Origin of the sequence: Streptomyces sp. NPDC012466 (assembly GCF_042955215.1) — a bacterium.
Taxonomy (GTDB): Bacteria; Actinomycetota; Actinomycetes; order Streptomycetales; family Streptomycetaceae; genus Streptomyces.
On record NZ_JBIBEQ010000015.1, the window covers coordinates 101,632 to 123,584 of the forward strand.

General features: G+C 72.8%; 21 protein-coding genes. 8 read left to right on the top strand and 13 right to left on the bottom strand.

Translation table 11 applies throughout. The annotated features are described in order from the left end of the window. Positions 1 to 124: 124 nt before the first annotated feature. The gene (locus ACFY9E_RS37725) at positions 125 to 802 is read right to left on the bottom strand and encodes an AIM24 family protein (protein ID WP_390992553.1); all 678 of its coding nucleotides are present in this window, start codon (positions 800 to 802) and stop codon (positions 125 to 127) included. A gap of 77 nt (positions 803 to 879) precedes the next feature. Then, entirely contained in the window at positions 880 to 2,178 is a 1,299-nt protein-coding gene (locus ACFY9E_RS37730; protein WP_390992556.1) for a CAP domain-containing protein, read from the bottom strand. Between the two features lie 182 nt (positions 2,179 to 2,360). Between ACFY9E_RS37730 and ACFY9E_RS37735 the strand changes: the two genes are divergently transcribed. After that, positions 2,361 to 2,627 carry a glycoside hydrolase family 95-like protein gene (locus ACFY9E_RS37735; RefSeq protein ID WP_390992559.1) on the top strand — a complete coding sequence of 89 codons (267 nt, stop codon included), beginning with the start codon at positions 2,361 to 2,363 and terminating at the stop codon, positions 2,625 to 2,627. A 41-nt stretch (positions 2,628 to 2,668) separates the two neighbouring features. Then, the gene (locus tag ACFY9E_RS37740) at positions 2,669 to 3,907 is read left to right on the top strand and encodes a GDSL-type esterase/lipase family protein (protein WP_390992561.1); all 1,239 of its coding nucleotides are present in this window, start codon (positions 2,669 to 2,671) and stop codon (positions 3,905 to 3,907) included. Positions 3,908 to 3,937: 30 nt separating this feature from the next. Here ACFY9E_RS37740 and ACFY9E_RS37745 read toward each other — a convergent pair whose 3' ends face one another. The 4 genes from ACFY9E_RS37745 to ACFY9E_RS37760 form a co-directional block, all read right to left on the bottom strand. Beyond that, positions 3,938 to 6,874 carry an AAA family ATPase gene (locus ACFY9E_RS37745; protein WP_390992564.1) on the bottom strand — a complete coding sequence of 979 codons (2,937 nt, stop codon included), beginning with the start codon at positions 6,872 to 6,874 and terminating at the stop codon, positions 3,938 to 3,940. A gap of 67 nt (positions 6,875 to 6,941) precedes the next feature. Beyond that, a complete protein-coding gene (locus ACFY9E_RS37750) occupies positions 6,942 to 7,295 on the bottom strand; it encodes a UBP-type zinc finger domain-containing protein (RefSeq protein ID WP_390992566.1) in 354 nt (117 codons plus the stop codon). Then, positions 7,292 to 8,737, bottom strand: a complete 1,446-nt coding sequence (locus ACFY9E_RS37755; protein WP_390992568.1) for an ATP-binding protein — start codon at positions 8,735 to 8,737, stop codon at positions 7,292 to 7,294. The genes ACFY9E_RS37750 and ACFY9E_RS37755 overlap by 4 nt, the downstream gene beginning before the upstream one ends. Beyond that, positions 8,734 to 10,410, bottom strand: a complete 1,677-nt coding sequence (locus ACFY9E_RS37760) for an FAD-dependent oxidoreductase (protein ID WP_390992571.1) — start codon at positions 10,408 to 10,410, stop codon at positions 8,734 to 8,736. Before ACFY9E_RS37760 ends, ACFY9E_RS37755 begins: the two co-directional genes overlap by 4 nt. Positions 10,411 to 10,599: 189 nt before the next feature. Here ACFY9E_RS37760 and ACFY9E_RS37765 point away from each other — a divergent pair, with 189 nt between their 5' ends. Next, on the top strand, positions 10,600 to 11,481 hold the full coding sequence (locus ACFY9E_RS37765; protein WP_390992573.1) for a universal stress protein: 882 nt from the start codon (positions 10,600 to 10,602) through the stop codon (positions 11,479 to 11,481). 13 nt (positions 11,482 to 11,494) lie between these two features. Here ACFY9E_RS37765 and ACFY9E_RS37770 read toward each other — a convergent pair whose 3' ends face one another. The 3 genes from ACFY9E_RS37770 to ACFY9E_RS37780 all read right to left on the bottom strand — a co-directional run bounded on the left by ACFY9E_RS37770 (position 11,495) and on the right by ACFY9E_RS37780 (position 14,263). Further along, complete coding sequence (locus ACFY9E_RS37770; protein WP_390992575.1) at positions 11,495 to 12,727, bottom strand: DUF4032 domain-containing protein; 1,233 nt, start codon at positions 12,725 to 12,727, stop codon at positions 11,495 to 11,497. A 41-nt stretch (positions 12,728 to 12,768) separates the two neighbouring features. After that, complete coding sequence (locus ACFY9E_RS37775; protein WP_390992578.1) at positions 12,769 to 13,515, bottom strand: MBL fold metallo-hydrolase; 747 nt, start codon at positions 13,513 to 13,515, stop codon at positions 12,769 to 12,771. A 124-nt stretch (positions 13,516 to 13,639) separates the two neighbouring features. Then, complete coding sequence (locus tag ACFY9E_RS37780; RefSeq protein ID WP_390992581.1) at positions 13,640 to 14,263, bottom strand: alpha-ketoglutarate-dependent dioxygenase AlkB; 624 nt, start codon at positions 14,261 to 14,263, stop codon at positions 13,640 to 13,642. Positions 14,264 to 14,366: 103 nt separating this feature from the next. Here ACFY9E_RS37780 and ACFY9E_RS37785 point away from each other — a divergent pair, with 103 nt between their 5' ends. Continuing rightward, on the top strand, positions 14,367 to 15,005 hold the full coding sequence (locus tag ACFY9E_RS37785) for a TetR family transcriptional regulator (protein ID WP_390992584.1): 639 nt from the start codon (positions 14,367 to 14,369) through the stop codon (positions 15,003 to 15,005). A gap of 17 nt (positions 15,006 to 15,022) precedes the next feature. Beyond that, positions 15,023 to 16,696, top strand: a complete 1,674-nt coding sequence (locus ACFY9E_RS37790; RefSeq protein WP_390992587.1) for an FAD-binding dehydrogenase — start codon at positions 15,023 to 15,025, stop codon at positions 16,694 to 16,696. Positions 16,697 to 16,703: 7 nt separating this feature from the next. On the opposite strand, the gene ACFY9E_RS37795 is transcribed toward ACFY9E_RS37790, so the two are convergent. Next, positions 16,704 to 17,069 (bottom strand): DUF488 family protein, encoded by a 366-nt coding sequence (locus tag ACFY9E_RS37795; RefSeq protein WP_390992590.1) that lies wholly within the window; start codon positions 17,067 to 17,069, stop codon positions 16,704 to 16,706. Positions 17,070 to 17,221: 152 nt separating this feature from the next. Here ACFY9E_RS37795 and ACFY9E_RS37800 point away from each other — a divergent pair, with 152 nt between their 5' ends. After that, the gene (locus tag ACFY9E_RS37800; RefSeq protein ID WP_390992593.1) at positions 17,222 to 17,665 is read left to right on the top strand and encodes a DUF6098 family protein; all 444 of its coding nucleotides are present in this window, start codon (positions 17,222 to 17,224) and stop codon (positions 17,663 to 17,665) included. 224 nt (positions 17,666 to 17,889) lie between these two features. Here ACFY9E_RS37800 and ACFY9E_RS37805 read toward each other — a convergent pair whose 3' ends face one another. Continuing rightward, a complete protein-coding gene (locus ACFY9E_RS37805) occupies positions 17,890 to 18,144 on the bottom strand; it encodes a WhiB family transcriptional regulator (RefSeq protein WP_390992596.1) in 255 nt (84 codons plus the stop codon). A 103-nt stretch (positions 18,145 to 18,247) separates the two neighbouring features. Beyond that, complete coding sequence (locus ACFY9E_RS37810; protein ID WP_390992599.1) at positions 18,248 to 19,465, bottom strand: saccharopine dehydrogenase C-terminal domain-containing protein; 1,218 nt, start codon at positions 19,463 to 19,465, stop codon at positions 18,248 to 18,250. Between the two features lie 113 nt (positions 19,466 to 19,578). Here ACFY9E_RS37810 and ACFY9E_RS37815 point away from each other — a divergent pair, with 113 nt between their 5' ends. Then, positions 19,579 to 20,286: a TetR/AcrR family transcriptional regulator C-terminal domain-containing protein gene (locus tag ACFY9E_RS37815; RefSeq protein WP_390992602.1), complete on the top strand. Its 708-nt coding sequence runs from the start codon at positions 19,579 to 19,581 to the stop codon at positions 20,284 to 20,286. Positions 20,287 to 20,297: 11 nt separating this feature from the next. Here ACFY9E_RS37815 and ACFY9E_RS37820 read toward each other — a convergent pair whose 3' ends face one another. Continuing rightward, a complete protein-coding gene (locus ACFY9E_RS37820) occupies positions 20,298 to 21,197 on the bottom strand; it encodes an ArgP/LysG family DNA-binding transcriptional regulator (RefSeq protein WP_390992605.1) in 900 nt (299 codons plus the stop codon). A 69-nt stretch (positions 21,198 to 21,266) separates the two neighbouring features. Between ACFY9E_RS37820 and ACFY9E_RS37825 the strand changes: the two genes are divergently transcribed. Next, entirely contained in the window at positions 21,267 to 21,884 is a 618-nt protein-coding gene (locus ACFY9E_RS37825) for a LysE family transporter (RefSeq protein WP_390992608.1), read from the top strand. Positions 21,885 to 21,953 lie beyond the last annotated feature (69 nt).

Consider the following 21,953-nt stretch of genomic DNA (forward strand, 5'->3'; position numbering starts at 1 on the left):
AAGGCCAGGGCATCACCTGTTGCCGATCAAGACGTCGGCGGAACGGACCGGGTTGCCTCTGAGGCGCAGATCACCGTGGGGGTCACGCCCCGCTCGAGTGAAACCGAGAGCTCGGGGAGGGGGTTCAGTGCTGACCGGGCTTGTGCGGAGTCGCCTCGCTCGGCCGGACGACGACGTACCCCTCGCCTTGGAGCAGCAACTGAACGGCCTCGCCGGAGCCGCCGCGGAGCATGGACCCGATGGACTGGGAGCGGTGCAGCGAGGTCTGCAGACCCGCGGTCCAGCCGACGATCGCGTCCGTGTCCACGTACACCGGGTACTGCGGTGAGACCGGGATGACGAGCGGGTTGCCCTCACACACCAGACCCAGCTTGCCGTGTCCGGTGAAGACGCTGTTGAACAGGCCGCCGCCGGTGATGCCGGCGCCCTTCACGGTCGCGATGCGGTACGACAACGTGGCGTCGAAACACAGGACGTTGCGGCCGTTGACCGTGAACTCGTCACCCGGTTCGACGTCGACGACGAAACAGTTCTGCGCCTCGTGCGCGAACCAGGCCTCGCCCTGCCCGCGCACCGCCATCAGCGGCAACCCCTCTCCGGTGACCGCGCGCTTGAGCATGCCGCCCACACCCTGGCCCTTGCGCTCGAACTGGAGGTTGCCGCGATAGGAGATCATCGCGCCCTGCCGGGCGAGCATCTCGCCGTTCACCGTGTACCGGATGCACTTGGCGTTCTCGACCGTCATGCCCGGCGCCACGGCCGGCTGCACCATGTGCTCACTGGAAAAGAGATCACCCTTCATACCGGCATCCTCACCCGGAGCGTCTCCCTCCGCCAAGATCGCGCCGTAGGGGCGGTTGCGCGGCGTGGTCGCCGACGTCAACCGCCGAAGAGCTGCGTCCAGTACATGCCCGCGCGGCCGCCGCCGGCGCAGCCGATGCCGATGTGGGTGAAGCCGGGCCGGAGGATGTTGGCCCGGTGGCCGGGGCTGTTCATCCAGCCCTCCACGACGTCGGCGGGGGAGCGCTGGCCGCAGGCTATGTTCTCGCCGATGGAACGCCGGGTGGACCCCGCGGCGGCGGCCCGGTCCCACGGCCGGCTGCCGTCGGGCGCGGTGTGCGCGTAGAAGGCGCGGGCCACCATGTCCGCGCTGTGCGCCTGGGCGGCCGCGGTGAGCGCGGGGTCCGCGATCAGACGTGGCAGCCCGGCCCGGGCGCGCTCCCGGTTGGTGAGGTCGATGACGGTCGCCGCGGTGCGGGTCAGCCCGTCCGGCGTCAGCGGCACGGCCCACAACGCCGTCCAGTACGTGTCGCCGGAAGGGCCGTCGTACACCCGGGCCAGCCCGGCGTGGGTGAACGCGGGGTCGTGCAGGGTGCGTCGGGGCCCGTCCGTGCGCAGGCAGTACGCGACGAACTCGGCGGTCGTGCGCGGCCCGGACACCAGGTGCTCGCCGAGGGTGAGGTACGCGAACCCGGCGCCGGTGACCCGCTGGTAGACGGAGACACCGTCGCGGGTCTCGACGCCGAGACGTCCGGCCGCGGCCATGGCGGCGGCGTGCTCCCTGGCCGCCGACATCAGACGGGCGTCCAGGCAGAGGGGTGGTGAACCGGCCGCGGCGCGGGCGGAGTTGACCAGGGGGAGGAGGCCGTCGGGATCGAGGGCGCGGGGAGTACCCGGTGGAGCGGCGGAGGGCGGGGCGTCGTCCACGACATCGACGCCGAAGTCCCGCGCGAGGCCCGCCAGTCCGTCGGCATACCCCTGGCCCAGGGCGCGCAGCTTCCACAGGCCGCCGCGCCGGTACAGCTCCGCGAGCAGCAGCACCGTCTCCTGCCGGGGGCGCGGCGGGGTGAAGCGGGCGAGCGGGCGGCCGGCCGCGTCGGTGACCTGGAGTGCGGGGGAGGGCAGGTCGCCGAGGACGGTTCCGGGTTCGGCGGGGCTGATGGCGATGGTGACCCGGGTGGCGCCGGTGCGCAGGCCGGGCGGGTCCACGGTGAGCGTGTCACCCCGCAGGAGGGCCCCCGGCGCCGCGGGCTGGTTGAAGAAGACGAAGTCGCCGTCGTCCCGGACCTTTCCGCCGTCGTCCGTGACGAGCGCGGACACGTCGAACGGCCCGGGCACCCGGATGTTCACCGCACCGCTCGGGAGCTCCAGATTGCCCCCGGGAACCAACTCGTTCATCGCGCCGCCCTGCCCTCCCCGCGAGGGGTCCGGTTGCCCGGACAACGGCCGCCGGGCCACGGGGGTTCCCTCGTCGGCCCGCTGCCCCGCACGGACTGCCGCTCGTTCCGGCCCCTCCGCCAGGGCAAGGCGACTACCGTCGAAGTGATCCTGTCGACGCGGACCTGGGTACTCCGGTCGCCATGATCGAAATGCTCGTCCCGTCGCGACCGGGGCACGTCGAGTTGCTGCCCGCCCTCCCGACGGCCTGGGCCGGTGACGGCCGCGTCCGGGGCGCCGGCGTGCGCGGCGGCTTCGTCCTCGACCTGCGCCGGCGGAACGGCACGCCCGTCGAGGCCGGCCTGCACAGCGTCGGCGGCCGCACCACTACGGTGGCGTACGCCGGGACGACCCGCAGGATCAGCCTCGCGCCCGGCGGCTCCGCGACTCTCCGGAACCTCGCCCGGTGACCCCGCGCGCACACCACCGACCGGCCGAAGGAACACCGACGATGCCCCGCACCGCACGCCCCCGCCGGCGCGCCGCCCTGGCCGCCCTCTCCACCTGCGTCGCGCTGGGCTGCGGGACCGGAACGGTACCCGGCGAGCGGCCGAGCCCGACGCCGAGCGGCCCGACAGCCGCCGGGCGCGGCGTGGTCACCTGGGCCTCCTCCGCCGACCACGTCGGCGAGGCGGCCGACGGCCGGGGCTACCGGCTGATGGTGCACACCAGCGTCGGCGGCAGCGGCCTGCGGGTGCGGCTGTCCAACGCCTTCGGTAACCGGCCGGTGACCTTCGGCAACGCCCACGCGGGCCTGCAACGGGACGGCGCCGCGCTCGTCCCCGGCAGCAACAGGCGCCTGACCTTCGGCGGAGCCCGCTCCGTCACCGTCCCCGCCGGCGGCATCGTCTACAGCGACCCGCTGCCCGGCCGCGTCCCCGCCGCGCGCACCCTCGCCGTCAGCCTGTACGTGTCCCGGGCGGGCGGCACGCTCACCGGGCACTGGATGGCGATGCAGACGTCGTACACCACCGAAGGCGACCACACCGCGGAGGAGGGCGCGGCCCACTGGAAGCAGCGGACCGGCTCGTGGTTCTACCTCGACGCCGTCACCGTGCGGCCGCGCAAGGAGACGGGAGCCGTGGTCGCCCTCGGTGACTCCATCACCGACGGCTGGCACTCCACGACCGACCGCGACCGTCGCTGGCCCGACTACCTGGCCCGCCGCCTGAGCACGGCCGGCGCCACGGTCGAAGGGGTGGCCAACGCGGGCATCGCCGGGAACAAGGTCCTCCTCGACGGCCCCGGGCAGAGCGCCGTGAACCGCCTGCAGCGGGACGCGCTCTCGCTGCCGGGCGTGCGCACGGTGTTCCTCTTCCAGGGCGTCAACGACATCAAGGCCGAGCCCGGCGCCACGAGTGCCGGGCTGATCGCGGGATACCGCAGGCTGATCGACCGGGCGCACGCGGCCGGGAAGTGCGTCGTCGGCGCCACGATCGCCCCCTTCAAGGGCTGGCAGGAGTGGGACCCCGCGGCGGAGGCGGTGCGGCAGCGGGCCAACGCCTACATCCGCGACAGCGGCGAGTTCGACGGGGTCGCCGACTTCGACCGCGTCCTGCGCAGCCCCTTCGACCCCGAGCGGATCCGCCCCGCTTTCGACGGCGGTGACCATCTGCACCCCAACGACAAGGGCATGCAGGCGATGGCCGACGCCGTCGATCCGAAGACCCTCGACTGCGGGACCGGCTAGCGCGCCGGGACGACGGTGCACGACGGGCGGTCAGCCGGACGTCGACGGCTCCGGGGCGATCAGGCCCTCGCGGTAGGCGACCGCCACGGCCTCACCGCGGCTCGACGCGCCCAGCTTGGCGAGGATGTTGGAGACGTGCACGCTCGCCGTCTTGCCGCTGATGAACAGTTCCTCGCCGATCTGCCGGTTGCTGCGGCCCAGGGCGAGCAACCGGATCACGTCCTGCTCACGTGCGGTGAGCACGGTGGCCCGGACGCCGCCACCCGGCCTGTCCGACAGCCGGCCGCGCCGGATCAGGGTGTCCACCTGTTCCCGCAGCGGTGTGGCGGCGAGGAGGTCCGCGGTCTCCCGGACCGCCCGGGCCTCGGCCGCCGCCTCCTCACGCCGCCCGGCCGCCACCAGGGCCTCGGCGTGGCGCAGCCGGCACCGCGCCCGCTCGTAGACGTCGCCGTAGCCGAACGCCGTCACCACCTTCGCCCAGGCGGCCACCGCGTCCGGCCCGGCCGCGGCCCTGATCCACTCCGCCTCGGCCCGGGCCAGCCACGCCTGCCCCTCGGGACCCTGCGGCGTGCCGTCGTCACGCGTGGCCATCGTCCGCGCCAGCTCCACCAGTTCGGTCGCGGTCTCCGTCCAGCGGCGGACCCCGGCCCCGTCACCGGCCAGCCGCTGTCCGACGGCCGCGTCGGCCACCGCCGACAGCGCCAGCGCGGCGAGCCGCACCGTGACGTCCGGGCGGGCGCCCGTCTCGTCGGTGAGGGCCGTGACCGTGGACCGCATCCACCGCACCGCGTCCTCGGGGTCCTGGCGCAGCGCCGCCGCGTCGGTGAGCACGATGCCCGCGACCAGGGTGGCCATCCAGTCGAACGGCCCCTCCAGCAGGGCACGCGCCCGGTCGGCGGCCGCGGCGTCGCCCCGCGCGAGCATCACGAACAGCGCGGGACCGGCCGTGTACCCGCCGGCGGCCGGCAGCACCTCGGCATCGGCCGCCGCCGCGCGCACGCACTCGTCCCAGCGGCCCAGCACGTTCAGCACCAGCAGCCGCAGGTAGCGCATCTCCAGCGGGTACGGCGACGACAGCAGACCGGCGCGCCGGGCCCGGTCCAGGCCCTCCGTCAGCCAGGGCACGCATTCCGCGAGGTTCCCGTTCTCGTAGCAGCCCATGGCGAGGTTGAACAGGGCCCGCAGCTCCACGGCCGCGTTGCCCGAACGCGCGGCCAGTTCGCGGGCCCGCAGCAGCCGTTCACGGCCCTGCGGGCTGCGCCTGCCGCCGTCGTCGAAGCCGGCCAGGGAGATCAGCAGGTCGGCCTGGGCGTCGGTCACCCTCAGCCGCTCCGCCACGTCCAGGGCCCGGCGGGCGACCTTCAGCGCGGTGTCGTTCTCCCCGACGTAGCGGGCTGCCATGACATGCGTGGCCGCCGCCCACACCCAGGTGTGCGACGGAGGATCCTCCGGGATCATCGCCAAGGCCTCGCTGCTGTAGGCGAACGCCGCCGTCAGGCTGTCGACGCTCAGCAGGTTCCCGGCCAGGGTGTAGCGCACCCGCGCGGCCAGTTCGGAGTCGGCGTCCTGGCCGAGCTCGGCCAGCGCGGACCGGGCGAGGGACACCGCGCGGTGCAGCTCCCCGGCGTGCGCGGCCGCCGCCGAGGCCCGCAGCGTCAGCGTGGCCCGGTCGGTACCCGCGCCGGCGGGCCGGGCCTCGGCACCGACCGCCGGCCAGAGGTCCAGGGCCGCTTCGAGATGCCGTTGCTCCTCGGCCGGCGCACCGACCCGCTGGGCGTGATCGGCTGCCTCCAGGGACGCGGCCAGCGCCTCGGCGAGATCGTGGCTCTCCCGGTAGTGATGGGCGCGCTCGGCGGCACTCTCGGCGAGGTTCCCGCGTCCGGCGAGCAGCCGCGCGAACGCGCCGTGCAGCCGCGCCCGCTCCCCGGGCAGCAGATCGGCGTAGACGGCCTCGCGGGCCAGGGCGTGCCGGAAGGAGTACGTGTCGTCGTCCCCGGCGACGAGGAGCTGCCGCCCCACCGCCTCGCGCAGCGCCGACTCCAGCTCCGTCTCCGGCAGTCCGGCCGCATCCCGCAGCAGATCGTGGTCCACCCGGCGTCCGGCGACGGCGGCGGTCCGCAGCACCTGCTGCGCGGTCTCGGAGAGCTGCTCGAAACGGATCAGCAGCACATCGGCGAGCCCGCTGGGCACCCCACCGGACTGGGTGTCGGTGGCGGCGAGCAACTCCTCCGCGTAGAAGGCGTTCCCCTCGGCCCGCTCCACGATCCGCCGCACCGTGGTGTCCGGCAGCGGCCGGCGCTCCAGGGCCCGCACCAGCCGGTCCACGTCGGAATCGGCCAGGGGCCGCAGCTCCAGCCGCTCGACGGCGGGCAGCCGTATCAGCTCCGCCAGCAGCGGCCGCAGCGGATGCCGGCGGTGCAGGTCGTCCGCCCGGTACGAGGCGAACACCGCGAGCCGCTGCCGGAGCACGCCCCGGCCGAGCAGGAACCGCAGCAGATCGCGCGACGACTGGTCGGCCCAGTGCAGGTCCTCCAGCACCAGCAGCAGCGGCGCGACCCGCGCGACCTCGGCCAGCAGTCCCGCCATCCCCTCGAACAGCCGCAACCGCCCGTCCACGTCCCGTACGGAGCCTGACCCGGCGCCCAGCAGCCGCTCGACCACGGGATGATCGGCCAGGGCGGCCGAGAACCGCTCGTCGGCGGCGAGCACCCCCAGGATCTCGGTGAACGGCAGATAGGGCAGCCCGACGTCCCCGAGATCCACGCAGTGCCCCGTCGCGACGGTCATCCCGGCGTCCCCGGCCCGCCCCGCGATCTCGTCCAGCAACCGCGTCTTGCCGACTCCGGCGTCCCCGCCCACCAGCACGGCCCGCGCGTCGCCGGCACGCGCGCGATCCAGCACCCCGGAAAGCCGGGAGAGTTCGGGATCCCGCCCGACGACCGGCGTGACGGATGAAGCCTGCGGCACAGAACCAACCTTTGTTTTTCGGGGCGCGGGAGAGTGACGGGATGCGGCTTCGCCGCGCGGAGACCCGCTAGGTTCGCAGCACCTTCGCCCAGTCCACCGGTACGCGCCCCGCGGGCCCCGGCGTGGGCTGATCGACCGGATGACTCACCGGCCCGGCCAGCTCCGGCCCACCCTCGTACAACTCGTTCGTCTCGAAGTTCCAGTACCAGTCCTCACCCGGTTCGAAGCTCTGCACGAACGGGTGCCCGGTCTCCCGGAAGTGCCCCGTCGCGTGCTTCGCCGGTGAACTGTCACAGCACCCCACGTGCCCGCACTGCGCGCACCGCCGCAGGTGGAACCACCATCCCCCGGACGCGTCACACTCCGCGCACCCGCTGCCGCTCGGCGGCACCTTCGGGTCGATCCCGTTCTCGCCACTCATGCAGACTCCTCCTCGACCGCTGTCAGCGGAAGCAGTACCTGGAAACGCGTGTCCCCCGGCTCCGACTCCACCTGGATGCTCCCGTGGTGCTTGTTGACCACGATCCGCCAGGAGATGTCGAGTCCGAGCCCGGTCCCCTCGCCCACCGGCTTGGTGGTGAAGAAGGGATCGAAGATCCGCTCCCGGTCCTCCGCCGGGATGCCGATGCCCGTGTCACGGAACTCCACCAGCAACCGGTCGTGTTCCGGAGCCGTCCGCACGGTCAGCGTCCCCTCCCCGCCCGCGCTGTTCATCGCCGCCACCGCGTTGTCGATGAGGTTCGTCCACACCTGGTTGAGCTCCGCGGGGTACGCGGGGATCTTCGGCAGCGTACGTTCGTAGTCCTTGACGACCTTGATCTGCTTGCCGATCTTGCCGGACAGCATCAGCAGGGTGGAGTCGAGGAGTTCGTGCACGTCGGCGTGCTGGAAAGGGGCCCGGTCGAGCTGCGAGTACTGCTTCGCCGCGTCGACGAGGTGCGAGATGCGGGTGGTCGAGTCGTTGATCTCGTCCATCAGCAGCTCGGTCTCGACGGTGTAGTTGAGCCATCCGATCGCGCTGGGCAGGATGTCCTCGTCCACCGCCGCCGCCACCTGGTCCAGCCAGTCCACGTCGAGACCGGCCTGGACGAAGGTGGGCGCGATCCGCCAGCCTTCCGGGATGCCCTGGTCGTCCAGCCAGTCGGTCACGGCGTCCTCCCGGTCGGACGCCTCCAGCGGACTGAGCGCCGGTGCCTTCGCGACCCGTTCGGCCGTGCGCTCCTGGATGTCGATGAGGTTGGCCATGACCTCGGGGGAGTACGAACCCTGCGCGATGACCGCCAGCTTGTGGCGCATCTTGCCGACCCGCTCCCGCAGGGTCGCCGTCGCCCGCACGGCCGCCGCGGCCGGGTTGTTCAGCTCGTGCGTGAGGCCGGCGGACAACGAACCGAGCGCCAGCAGCCGTTCCCGCTGACCGATCATCCGCTGGGTGTTCTTCGAGCCGAAGAACAGCCCCTCCAGCAGATGCACCGCCATCGGGAACCACTCCTGCATGATCCCCGCGAACGTGTCGGCGGGCAGCACGAAGAACCGCGTCGGCTCGGTGACGCGCATGGAGTTGTTGTAGACCTGCCGCACCCGGTCGCCCAGGTATGCCTGCATCGACCCCGCGTACACCCCGCGCTGCGAGGTCCGGGTCACCTCCACGTCGTCCCCGCCGACCCGGCGGTACAGCACGACGGTGCCCTCGATCAGCACATAGAAGCAGGTGGCGGGCTCGCCCTCGGTGTACACGGGGCCCGGCTCGAACCGCTCGACCCGCCCCTCGCTGCACAGCCTGCCGAGCTGCTCGGGCGTGAGCTTCTCGAACAGGAACAGCGCCCCGATCTCCTGCGGGTTGCACGGCACCGCCCGCCCGCTCACGACTGCTCCAGATACCGGTGGACGAGCATCACGGCCATGGCTCCCTCTCCGACGGCGGACGCGACCCGCTTCGCGGACTCCGAGCGGGCGTCACCCGCCACGAACACGCCGGGCACGTTGGTCTCCAGGTGGTACGGCGGCCGGTCCAGTTCCCAGCCCTGCGGCGGGCGCCCGTCGGCGGTCAGGTCGGGCCCGGCGAGGATGAACCCGCGCTCGTCCCGCAGCACCGTGCCGTCCAGCCAGTCGGTCAGCGGGGCCGCGCCGATGAACACGAACACCCACTGGGCGTCGACCTGTTCGGTCTGCCCGCTGTCCACGTCCCGCAGGGTCAGCCGCTCCAGACGCCCGTCGCCGTGCGCCTCCTCGACGACCGTGCGGGTGCGCACCTGGATGTTGGGGGACTCCTCGATCTGCTGGATCAGGTAGTGCGACATGGACGCCGCCAGCGATGCGCCGCGGACCAGCAGCGTCACCGACTTGGCGCCCCGCGACAGGTACATCGCCGCCTGTCCGGCGGAGTTGGCGCCGCCGACGATGTACACGTCCTGGTCCTGGCAGGCGGGAGCCTCCGTCAGGGCCGACCCGTAGTACACCCCGCACCCGGTGAGGTCCTCGCAGCCCGGCGCCGCCAGCTGGCGGTAGGAGACGCCGGTCGCGAGGATCACGCTGTGCGCGGCGACCGCCGAGCCGTCGGAGAACCGCACGATCCGGGCGGCGCCGTTGACCTCCAGGGCCGTCACCTCGCGCGCGGTGAGGATCTCGGCGCCGAACTTCGACGCCTGCCGCCGCGCACGGTCGGTGAGCTGCGCACCCGACACCCCGTCGGGGAAGCCCAGGTAGTTCTCGATGCGGGAGCTCTGGCCCGCCTGCCCGCCGGTCGCCGACCGCTCCACCAGCACGGTGCGCAGTCCCTCGGAGGCACCGTAGACCGCCGCGCCGAGCCCGGCCGGGCCGCCGCCGATGACGACCAGGTCGTAGAAGTCGGCGGTGGGGGTCGTGGCCAGCCCGACCCGGGCGGCGAGGTCGACGGCCTCCGGCTCGATCAGCGGTGTCCCGTCCGGCGTGATCACCACCGGCAGCCGCATCCCGTCCTGGCCGGCCGCGGCCAGCAGCCGCCGTCCCTCCGGCTCGTCGGAGGAGTACCAGCGGTACGGCACCTGGTTGCGGGCCAGGAACTCCCGCACGTCCGAGGAGCGCGACGACCAGCGGTGCCCCACGACCTTGGTGCTGGGCACGGGCCTGAAGTCGCTGGAGCGCCACGCGAGCAGCAGATCGTCGAGGACCGGGTACAGCTTCTCCTCGGGCGGGTCCCAGGGCTTGAGCAGATAGTGGTCGAGGTCGACGACGTTGATCGCGTCGATCGCGGCGTTCGTGTCCGCGTACGCGGTCAGCAGCACGCGTCGCGCGCCCGGGTAGACGTCCAGGGCCTGTTCGAGGAACTCGATGCCGTTCATCTGCGGCATCCGGTAGTCGGCCAGGATGACGGCCACGAGATCGCCGCGCAGCTTCAGCTCCCGCAGCGCGTCCAGCGCGGACTCGCCGGACTCCGCCCGCACGATCCGGTACGACGCGCCGTACCGCCGCCTCAGGTCCCGGGCCACGGCCCGGGAGACCCCCGGATCGTCGTCCACGGTCATGATCACGGTCCGCGCCGTATCGGCGGCCTGTGCCATACGTCCCCCACACCGGGCGGTCGACTCACGGCGCGGTATCCCGGGGCACCGCGCCGACCTCCGCCCATCGTATGTTCGATCGCCGCGCACCGCTCCGATACGGAGATCGACTCCGGCGGGGTGGGCCCCACCAGGGGTAGGGAAGACTGGGCAGCGGCACGTAGTGATCGCGACAAGGGAGGCAGCGGGATGACACGCCCGATCACCGCAGGGGTCGACGGATCGCAGGAGAGCCTCGCGGCCCTCGCCTGGGCGGCGCGGGAGGCGGTGCGGCGCGAGCGGCCGCTGCGCGTGGTGCACGCCTGGCGGTTCGAGCCGCGCGAGGCGCTCGCGGCGGGGATCGAGGGCGACGCGGACAGCCAGGCCGAGTGGGTGCGCAGCGCGGTCGCCGAGGCCGTCGCTACCGTCGGCGAACGGCATCCGGACCTCACGGTGACCACCGATGTCATCGAGGGCGCGGTCGCCGACACCCTGGTCGCCGCCGCGGCCGACGCCGAGACGCTGGTGCTCGGCTCGCGCGGACACGGCCGCATCGTCGGATTCCTGCTCGGCTCGGTCGGCCAGCAGGTGATCGCCGCGGCCACCCGGCCCGTGGTGCTCGTCCGGGCCGGTGACCAGCCCTCCTCCGAGGCCGCGGGGCGCGAGGTCGTCGTCGGTCAGCAGGGCGATCCGGAGGACAGCGCCGACGCGCTGCGCTTCGCCTTCGAGACGGCCGCCGCGCGCCGGGCGACCGTGCGGGTCGTACGGGCCTGGAACCTCCCGCCCGTCTTCGCCTACAGCCCCGGCTCGCTGAAGCTGCTCGACGAGGCCGGGGGACTGGAGCCGTACGAGAAGAAGAGCCTGGCCGCCGCGGTCCGGCCCTGGCGGGAGCGCTTCCCGGACGTGCCGGTCGAGGAGCACGTGGAGATGGGCAGCGCGAGCCAGGTGCTGCTGTCGGTGGCCGGGACGGCCCAGCTGATGGTCGTCGGCCGCCGGGCCCACCGCACGGCCGTCGGTGCCCGCATCGGCTCGGTGGCCCACGGGATGCTGCACCACGCGGACTGCCCGGTGGCGGTGGTGCCGCACGGGTGAGGGCTCCGGCCGCTCACTCCGCCGTCGGCTGGAGCGTCTTGCGCGCCTTGGGCAGGATGTTCCTGATGTAGTCCTCGACGGCCGTCTCGATGCCGATGTCGTGCTGGGCCCGCTCGGACATGTACCAGCGGTGTTCGAGGAGCTGGTGGTAGATCTCCGCCGGGTCCATCGCGCCGCGCAGTTCGAGCGGCACGGCCCGCACGGTCGGCCGGAACACCTCCCGCACCCAGCGGTGGGCCAGCACCTCGGGGCGGGCTCCGAGGGGGTCGCCCGGCGCGTAGTCGTCCTGGGTCGCCATCCAGCTCTCCAGGTCGTTCAGCAGCCGTCGGGCCTGGTTCTCCTCCGTGTCCAGGCCGGTCAGGCGCAGCAACTGCCGCTGGTGATGGCCCGCGTCGACGACCTTGGGCACGAAGCTGACCGTGTCGCCGTTCGAGGCGTGCTCGATCTGCATCTCGGCGACGTCGAAACCGAGGTCGTTCAGGCGGCGGATGCGGCGTTCTATGTAGTGGTACTTGCCGGCCGGGTAGACGGATGCCCGGGTCAGCTCGTCCCACAGGCCGCGGTAGCGGGCGCAGATCTCCATGCCGAACTCGATCGGGTCCACGGACGGGTGCAGCGCCCCGGAGGCCTCCAGGTCCAGCAGCTCCCCGCTGATGTTCACCCGGGCGAGGTCGAGGTCGTAGTCGCGCTGCCCGGCGCTGAGCTGCGGATGCAGGTCACCGGTCTCGGCGTCGACCAGGTACGCGGCATAGGCCCCCGCGTCGCGCCGGAAGAGGGTGTTGGACAGCGAGCAGTCGCCCCAGGCGAACCCGGCCAGGTGCAGGCGCACCAGGAGCACGGCGAGCGCGTCCATCAGCCGGTGCATGGTGGCCGGGCGCATGGTGGTCTCGAACATCGACCGGTACGGCATCGAGCCGCCCAGGTGCCGGGTGACCAGGACACTCTCCAGCGGGGCGCCGCTCTCGTCGGTGCGGCCGGTGACCACCGCCAGTGGATCCACCGCGGGAATGCCGATCCGGTCGAGGTCGCGCAGCAGCTCGTACTCGCGCAGCGCGGGCCGCTCGGCCAGTTCCTTGACGGCGATCACCTCCTCGCCGGCGCGGGAGTAGCGCACCACGTGCCGGGAGATGCCGCGCGGCAGCGGGACGAGGTACTCCTCCGGCCAGTCCTCCAGGGGCAGGTGCCACGGCAGTTCCAGCAAGAGCGCGGGGTGCTCGGGATTCGTCGCGCTGATCTGCAGTGCCATGCGCCGGGTGTCCTTGTCTCGCCGCCGATCGTCGCCTCACTCTAAAGGGCGCGTTCCCGGGCCCGGTGCGCGGCGTCCCGCACCGGCCCGCGGTGGACCGGCCCGTGCCCGGGGAGCAGCAGCTCGCCCTCCAGCCCGGCCAGGACGTCCAGGGAGGCGAGGGCCCGCGCCCGCTCACGGTGGAACATGTCCGGCAGCAGCTGCGGCCCCTCGACGCGCGAGGTGGGGTGGCCGCTGACCAGGGCGTCCCCGGAGATCAGCGCACCGTTGGCGGGCAGGTGGTAGGCGCAGTGCCCGTCGGTGTGGCCCGGCGTGTGCACCGGTACCGGCCGTCCCGGCAGGTCCAGGGCGCCCGCCGCCGGGAACGCCTGCGGAGCGGTGACCGGGACGTGGGCCGTGCCGCCCGAGCGCAGCGCGTGCACGGCCCAGGGCAGCACCCCCGGCCGCCAGCCGTTCCTCAGCACCGTCCCGACGGACACCTGGTGCAGGAAGTCCCGGCGGGCGTGCGGCACTTCGGCCTCGTGGAGGTGGACGGGTGTGCCGTAGGCGGCGCTCAGGTACTCGGCGGAACCCAGGTGGTCGTTGTGCGCGTGAGTGATCAGCACGGCCGCGACCGCCTCCGGGGAGCTGCCCACCTGCGCGAGGGAGGCGAGGACCTGCTCCCGGTCACCGGGGTAGCCGGTGTCGACCAGCGTGACGGCGTCCCCTTCCGTGAGGATCACCCAGTTGGTGTTCGAGCCGTGCACCAGGTAGGTGCCGTCCGCGACTTGGTGTACGTCCGCCCGCATGCTCGCCCCGCCCTGTGTGGTTCCCGGTACCGGCTCGACGGGAGAAGAAAAGCAGACCCGGCGGCGGACGGAAGCGCCGGGTCCGCCTGAACCGGGTCGCGCGGCAGGGGCGTTCGGACCGCCGTCAGTGCACGCCGTGCGGGCGGAACTGGATGCTGATGCGCGGCCCCGTCGCCCGGGTGCTCTTGGGGATCGAGTGTTCCCAGGTGCGCTGGCAGGAACCGCCCATCACGACGAGGTCGCCGTGCCCCAGCGGCCGCCGCACGGTGTCCGGGCCGCCTCGCACCGGGCGCAGCAGCAGGTCCCGGGGCGCTCCCACGGACAGGATGGCGACCATGGTGTCCTCGTGCGCACCGCGCCCGATCCGGTCGCCGTGCCAGGCGACGCTGTCCCGGCCGTCGCGGTAGTAGCACAGCCCGGCCGTGGTGAACGGCTCGCCCAGTTCCTCGCCGTAGTGGGCACTCAGCGCGTCCCGCGCGTCGGCCAGCACCGGGTGCGGAAGCCGGTCGTCGACGCCGTAGAACGCCAGCAGGCGGGGGACGTCGACCACGGTGTCGTACATCGTGCGCCGCTCCGCCCGCCACGGAACCTCCGAGGCCAGCTGTTCGAACAAGCCGTCCGAGCCGCTGAGCCACCCGGGCAGCACGTCGAGCCAGGCGCCGAAGCCGAGGTGGGTCCGGCTGATCCCGTCCAGCGGACCGAGACGCAGCTCGTCGGTCTGGTCGAAGAGGGAGCCTTGCAGGTGCATACGGCCAGCCTACCTCCGAATCGAAAGCATGTTCCATAGAGAACTCGCCCTTTCGATACACCGGTGTATCCAATACAGTCCTGTATCGAAAGGGGGGCCGGGCATGTCTGTCGGAGGAAGCACCGGTCGCGTGACCAGGCGTCGTGTCCACACCCGAGCCAACCTCCTGGACGCGGCGTTCTCCGTGTTCGCGGCCAAAGGCTTCGGACACGTCTCGATCGAGGAGGTCTGCGAGGCCGCCGGCTACAGCAGGGGCGCCTTCTATTCCAACTTCTCCAGCCTCGACGAACTGTTCTTCGCCCTCTACCGCGAGCGGGCCGACCTGATCGCGGAGCAGGTGTCCGGGGCCCTCGCCCTCGACGGGCCCGACCTCGACGTGCCGGCCGCCGTGGACCGCGTCACCGACGTGCTGCTCCTGGACCGCGACTGGCTCCTGGTGAAGACGGACTTCCTCGTCCACGCGGCCCGCGACCCGGAGGTGGCCCGGAGTCTGCTCGAACACCGCGCGCGGCTGCGTCGGGCGATCGCCGACCGGCTCGGCCGGGCCCGCGGGCACACCGCACTGCCCGCCGTCCTGGGCGACACCGACGGCGCCGCCCGCGCCGTGGTCGCCGCGTACGACGGCGTCACCACGCAACTGCTGCTGGACCGGGATCTGGAGCACGCCCGCGCCTGGCTGAAGCAACTGCTCACGGCCCTGCTGACCGACGGCAGCGGCACCCTCGATCACACGAAGAACTGAAGAAGGGAACGGTCGCCATGGATGCCGATGTCATCGTCGTCGGAGCGGGTCTCGCCGGTCTGGTCGCGGCGCACGAACTGACCAGCAGGGGCCGGCGGGTCGCCCTCGTCGACCAGGAGAACGCGGGCAACCTCGGCGGACAGGCCTTCTGGTCCTTCGGCGGCCTGTTCCTCGTCGGCTCGCCGGAGCAGCGGCGCCTGGGCATCAAGGACTCCTTCGACCTCGCCTGGAGCGACTGGCGGGGCAGCGCCGGTTTCGACCGGCTGGAGGACGAGGACTCCTGGGCCGTGCGCTGGGCGCGTGCCTACGTGGAGTTCGCGGCGGGGGAGAAGAGATCCTGGCTCGACGGGCACGGCATCACGTTCCTCCCCACCGTCGGCTGGGCCGAGCGCGGCGACCTCACGGCGCACGGGCACGGCAACAGCGTGCCCCGCTTCCACATCGCCTGGGGCACCGGCACCGGCGTCGTCGAACCGTTCGTGCGCTACGCCCGGCAGGCCGCCCGCGACGGCCTGCTCACCTTCCACCACCGCCACCGCGTCGACGCACTCGTCGTCGAGGGCGGCACCGCCCGCGGCGTGCGCGGCACCGTCCTGGCCGACGACCCCGCACCCCGTGGCGTCGCCTCCAGCCGCGACGCCGTCGGCGAGTTCGAACTCACCGCCCAGGCCGTCATCGTCACCAGCGGCGGCATCGGCGCGAACCACGACATCGTCCGCCGCTACTGGCCCGAACGCCTCGGCACCCCGCCGCGCGAGATGGTCACCGGCGTCCCCGCCTACGTCGACGGGCGGATGCTCGACATCAGCGCCGAGGCGGGCGTCCGGCTGGTCAACCGCGACCGCATGTGGCACTACACCGAGGGCCTGCAGAACTGGGACCCGATCTGGCCCGGCCACGGCATCCGCATCCTGCCCGGGCCGTCCTCCCTGTGGTTCGACGCCCTCGGCCGCCGCCTGCCCGGACCCTGCCTGCCCGGCTACGACACGCTCGGCACCCTCAAGCACCTGCGCACCACCGAGGACATCGCCGGGTACGACCACTCCTGGTTCATCCTCACGCAGAAGATCATCGAGAAGGAGTTCGCGCTCTCGGGCTCGGAGCAGAACCCCGACATCACCGCCAAGGACCGGACCGGATTCCTCAAGGAGCGCATCCTCGGCAAGGGCGCGCCCGGACCGGTCGACGCGTTCCTGCGCAAGGGCGCCGACTTCGTGACCGCGTCGAACATCGAACAGCTCGTGGCGAAGATGAACGAGCTCACCGACGAGCCGCTCCTCGACGCGGCCGAGATCAAGCGCCAGATCGAGGCGCGGGACCTGCAGATCGCCAACCCGTACGCCAAGGACGCCCAGGTGCAGGGCATCCGCAACGCCCGCCGCTACATCGGCGACCGCCTCGGCCGGGTCGCCACCCCGCACCGCGTTCTCGATCCGGCGGGCGGACCGTTGATCGGCGTCAAGCTGCACATCCTCACCCGCAAGACCCTCGGCGGCATCCAGACCGACCTCGACTCCCGGGCCCTCGGGACCGACGGCAAGCCGGTCGAGGGGCTGTACGCGGCCGGTGAGGTCGCCGGATTCGGCGGTGGCGGTGTGCACGGTTACAACGCCCTGGAGGGCACCTTCCTCGGCGGCTGCCTCTTCTCGGGGCGGGCGGCAGGGCGGGCGGCGGCCAAGCAGACCGCCTGACCGCCTGTCACGGCCCGTCTTCTCCTGCCTGGAGGAGACGGGCCAGCACCGCGGCGTGACTTCGCTCCGGTGTCCTGGACGAGGTCAGCAGCGTCACCTCACCCTTGCGGACCAGGAGACGCACGCCGTCGAGGGCGTCGGCGGCCTCGTCGGCGGAGAGCTCCGCCTCGTACCGCTCGGCGAACTCCTCGTACGAGCCCTCACCCGCGTGGTACCAGCGGCGCAGCTCCGTGGACGGGGTGATCGCCTTCGGCCACGCGTCCACCCGCGCCGCGTCCTTCGCCAGTCCGCGCGGCCACAAGCGGTCGACCAGGACCCGCACCCCGTCCTCCGGCTCGGCAGGGTCGTAGACACGGCGCACGCGCACGCTCATGTCCGGCTCCTCTCCGCGGTGGTACGGGTGTGCCGCGAGCGTAACCCCGGCCGGGGAGCGGGGCCCGGCGCCGACCGAGCCGAACGGCCGGTTCCGCTCGTGCCGGGTGGGTACTCCGATCGCCTGGCAGCGTCGAGGAAGGAGGTCGTGACATGAGTGCACGGGACGACCTGCCGGTCGTGCGCACTCTCGACGAACTCGCCGAGCTCGTGGAACGGCACCGGGGCCTGTACGTCCGCTGGTCGCGTGGCCCGGAGATCGATCTCCGCAAGGCGTCCAGCACCGACGATCTGACCGGCCTGTCCCTGCCGGGCCTGTCCGCCAACCCGCTCGGCGTCGAGGCATGGTGGCAGGACCGGCCGGTCCGGGTGTGGGTGGCCCGCCGGCTGCACGACTACGCCCATCTGCCGCACGACAAGGGCCCGGGCGTACACCCCTGGGTGCTCGCGGGCCAAGAGGCCGCCCGCGGACCGGACAACGAACCGCTGGTCACCGACGTCCGGCCGATGTGCTGGATCGACCAGCAGGTGATCGACGAGGCGAAGGGCGAGGTGGCCCGGCAGGAGAACCCGTGGGGGCCGCTGCGCCGCAGCTAGGCCCAGTCGTTCGGATCAGGGCGCAGACGCGGGGTCCGGTGCGCGCATCCGCGTTGTCGTCGTCGGTCACCGACTCCCCCGAACGGGGGGACCCCCGTCGCGTCGGCTCCCTCCTCCGCCTCACGGCTGCGCGCACCGGACCCCGCGCACCGGCGCTGACCACCCCGCCGGTCCCCTGCGGCCTGATCCGAACGGCGGACCCAGGCCCCCAGGGGCGGACGGCGTCAGCCGGAGCGGCGCCGGGCCGCTGCCCGGCGCTTCAGGGTGCGCCGTTCGTTCTCGCTCGTCCCACCCCAGACACCGATGGCCTGGCCCGTGTCGAGCGCCCATTGCAGACACTGCTCCTGCACGGGGCAGCGCCGTCGGCACACCGCTTTCGCCTGCTCCGTCTGCAGCAGAGCCGGCCCGGAGGTGCCGATCGGAAAGAAGAGCTCGGGGTCCTCGTGCCGACAGGCAGCGTGGTCTCGCCAGTTGTCCATCGAAGTCACCTGCATCGCAGTAGAAACGTGCTCTTTCGGAAGCATGCTCCCTTGCGGGTCACCTGTCGATGCTCGGTGAAACAGGGCGTTCCCGGACAGTCGTTCACTGCTCCCGCATTCCCCAGGGCGAACCGTAGTCCGTCAGCAGGCCGAGGAAGGGCCGGGCCGGGAAGGCCTCCGGGCCGAGCACGCCCGTGCCGGACCAGCCACCGGTGGCGAGGAGTTCGAGCGCGACCACCGGGTTGACCGCCGTCTGCCACACCACCGCCTGCGCCCCGTACTCCGCCATGGACCACTGGTTGTCCACCACGTGGTACAGGTACACCTCGCGCGGCTCGCCGTCCTTCACGCCCCGCACCCAGGTCCCCGCACACGTCTTGCCGTGCATCCGCTCGCCCAGCGTCGCCGGATCGGGCAGGCACGCCGCGACCACGTCCCGGGGCGAGACCGCCACCGGACCGTCCGGCCCGGGCACGGTCACCGGATCGGTACGGTCCAGGCCCAGCAGGTGCAGCGTCTTCAGCGTCTCGACGAAGTCCCGGCCCAGGCCGTACTTGAAGGTCACCCGGCGGGCGTCCACCCAGCGTGGGACGAGCAGCACCTCCTCGTGCTCGACGTTCACGCACTCGACCGGGCCGATGCCCTCGGGGAAGTCGAAGACCTCGGGCTCGCTGAACGGCTCGGTGGTGAACCAGCCCTTGCCGCTCTCGTAGACGACCGGCGGGTTCAGGCACTCCTCGATGGTGGTCCAGATGCTGAAGGAGGGCGCGAAGTCGTAGCCGTCGACGGTCAGGTTCGCGCCGTCGCGGATGCCGATCTCCTCGATCTCGTCGAAGAGCTCGTCGGCGGCGTACCGGGCGAAGACATCCGAAAGGCCCGGCTCCACGCCCATACCGACGAGCGCGAGAAGTCCCTCCTTCTCCCAGTCGGGGGCCTGCGCGAACTGCTCGTCGCCGAGCTTGACCCCGCACTCCGCGTACGGCCGCTCGGCGTGCGGGCGGGACAGCGACATCGCCATGTCGAGGTACGTGGCGCCCGCGGCGCGGGCCGCGCGGAACAGAGGCATCACGAAGCGGGGGTCGGTGGCGTTGAGGAGGACGTCGCAGCGGTGCCGGGCGAGCAGGCGGGCCACGGCCGCCTCGTCACCCGCGTCCACCTGTTCGGCCGCGAAGCGCGCGTCGCCGCCCAGCGCGGCCACCGCCGACTCGGCCCGGGCGGGGTCGTAGTCGGCCACCACCATGGCCTCGAAGAACGGCCGCCGAGCGGCGATCCGGGTGATCGCCCCGCCCACACCACCGGCACCCACGAGCAGTACACGCATGACAGAAACTCCCTATTCGCGAAGAACGTGACCCGTCCTTGGAGGAGATACAACGCCGCCCCGTGTCATAAGGTCAATGGCGTTGGCATAAGGCGGGCAGGGAGGGAGACGTCGTGCCCAAGCCCGTGGTGCCCGAGGAGAAGCGCCGCCGGCGCAGGCCCACCAAGAGCGGCACCGTGCTGTCCGAGGAGCTGATCGTCGAGACCGCGCTGCGGATGCTCCGCGAACACGGCAGCGCGGGCCTGACCGCCCGCCGGCTGGGCCTCGCCCTGGACGCGGACCCGAGCACGCTCTACCGGTACTTCCGGGGCATGGACGACCTGACCCTCGCCATCGGCGACGCCCTCATCGGCCAGGCACTGCAGGGGTGGCGGCCCACGGGGGAGTGGCGGGCGGATCTGCGGTCCTTCGGGCTGCGCATCCACGCGGCGTATCTCGCCCATCCGCAGGCCGCGCTGCTGACCACGAACCGCGTCACCGGCCGGGCCCATGAGCTGGCCGCCGACGAGGCCGTCCTGGACGTGCTGCGCACGGCCGGTTTCCCGCTGCCCGACACCGTGCGCATCTACCACGCCTTCATCGACCAGACCCTGGCCTTCGCCGCGCTGGACGCCGCCTCACTGGCCCTGCCCAGCGACTCGCTCCACGCCGACGAGGACATGTGGCGCTCGACGTACGCCCGCCTGCCCGCCACGACCCATCCCCGCATCGCCGAGGCGGCGCCCCTGCTCGCCACCCGCATGCTCACCAGTGCCTACCCGACGGCCCTGGAGATGCTGCTGGACAGCGCGGCGGCCCGGCTCGCCGACATCAGGGTCTGAACGGGCCGGCGTCAGGTGCGCAGGGCTTCGGCGGCGGTCTCCGTCACCGTCTCCGCCACCTGCGCCAGCGCCGGCGAGTCGAGCTTCCACTGCTGCCAGTACAGCGGCACGTCGACCGTGCGGCCCGGGGCGATGCGGACCAGCCGGCCGTCGCGCAGCAGGGGTTCGGCCTGGGGCTCCGGCACCAGGCCCCACCCCAGTCCGGCGGCGACGGCCTCGACGAAACCCTCCGACGTCGGCACGTAGGTGCGCAGCTCGCTCGCCGCGCTCCGCCCCCGGGTGAGGCCGCGGACGAAGCCGTCCTGGAAGTCGTCCCGCCGGTCGAAGACCACCACGGGCACCTCCGGCAGCACCCGCGCCAGGGGCCCGGTCACGTGGCGGGCGGCGAAGTCCGGTGCGGCCACCGGGAGGTAGCGCATCCGCCCGAGCGAGCGCACGGAGCAGCCGGGCACGGGGTCCCGCGACGAGGTCACCGCGGCCATCACCGCGCCCTCGCGCAGCAGTGCCGCCGTGTGGTCCTCGTCCTCGCGGCGCAGCTCGAAGCAGAGCCGCGGCTCCGGCGGCACGCGGGAGAGCACGGGCAGGAACCAGGTCGCCAGCGAGTCCGCGTTCACCGCGACCGACACCCGGATCGGCTCCCCGGCACCGCTCAGCCCGAGCTCCGCGTAGGCGTCGTGCTCCAGTCGTGCCACCTGGCGGGCCAGCCGGACCAGCACCTCGCCCGACTCCGTCGGACGTACGGGCTTGGTCCGCAGCAGCAGGACCCGGCCCGTGCGCTGCTCCAGGGCCTTCACGCGCTGGCTGACCGCCGACGGCGTCACATGCAGCGCGGCCGCGGCCGCGTCGAAGGTGCCCTCGTCCACGACGGCGAGCAGGGTCCGCACCTGGTCCAGCGGGAGATCGGTTGCCATCACGCGAGCTAATGATACGTAAGAATCCTTAGCTGGACCCTGGTCGGTCCTGTCCGTAGCGTCGGCGCCATGACCAGCACCTTCACCGCCGGTGCCGCCGGTTTCGGCACCGGACTGTCCCTCATCGTCGCCATCGGCGCCCAGAACGCCTTCGTCCTGCGCCAGGGCGTCCGCCGCCAGGCCGTCCTCGCCGTGGTCGCCATCTGCGCCCTGTCGGACGCGGCGCTCATCGCGCTCGGGGTCGGCGGGGTCGGCGCGGTGGTGGTGAAGTGGCCGGGCGCGCTGACGGCGGTCGGCTGGATCGGCGGCGCGTTCCTGCTGGGCTACGGCGTCCTGGCCGCCCGCCGGATGGTCCGGCCCGGCGGCGACGCGCTGCGGAGCGAGGGGGAGGCGGCCGGATCGGTACGCCGGGCCGTGCTCACCTGCCTGGCGATGACCTGGCTCAATCCGCATGTCTACCTCGACACGGTGTTCCTGCTGGGCTCTGTCGCCGCCGACCACGGTTCGCTGCGCTGGACGTTCGGCCTCGGAGCGGTGCTGGCCAGCCTGTGCTGGTTCACCGCCCTCGGCTTCGGCGCCCGGCTGCTCGGCCGGTTCCTCGCCAAGCCCGCGGCCTGGCGGGTCCTGGACGGCCTGGTCGCCGCCACCATGATCGTGCTCGGCGCCGCGCTGATCATCGGAAGCTGAGACGGGCCGCCGGGCCGACGGCGACCGGTGCGATAGTGATCCCCGCCCGAAAAGATGTAGCGAGCATCG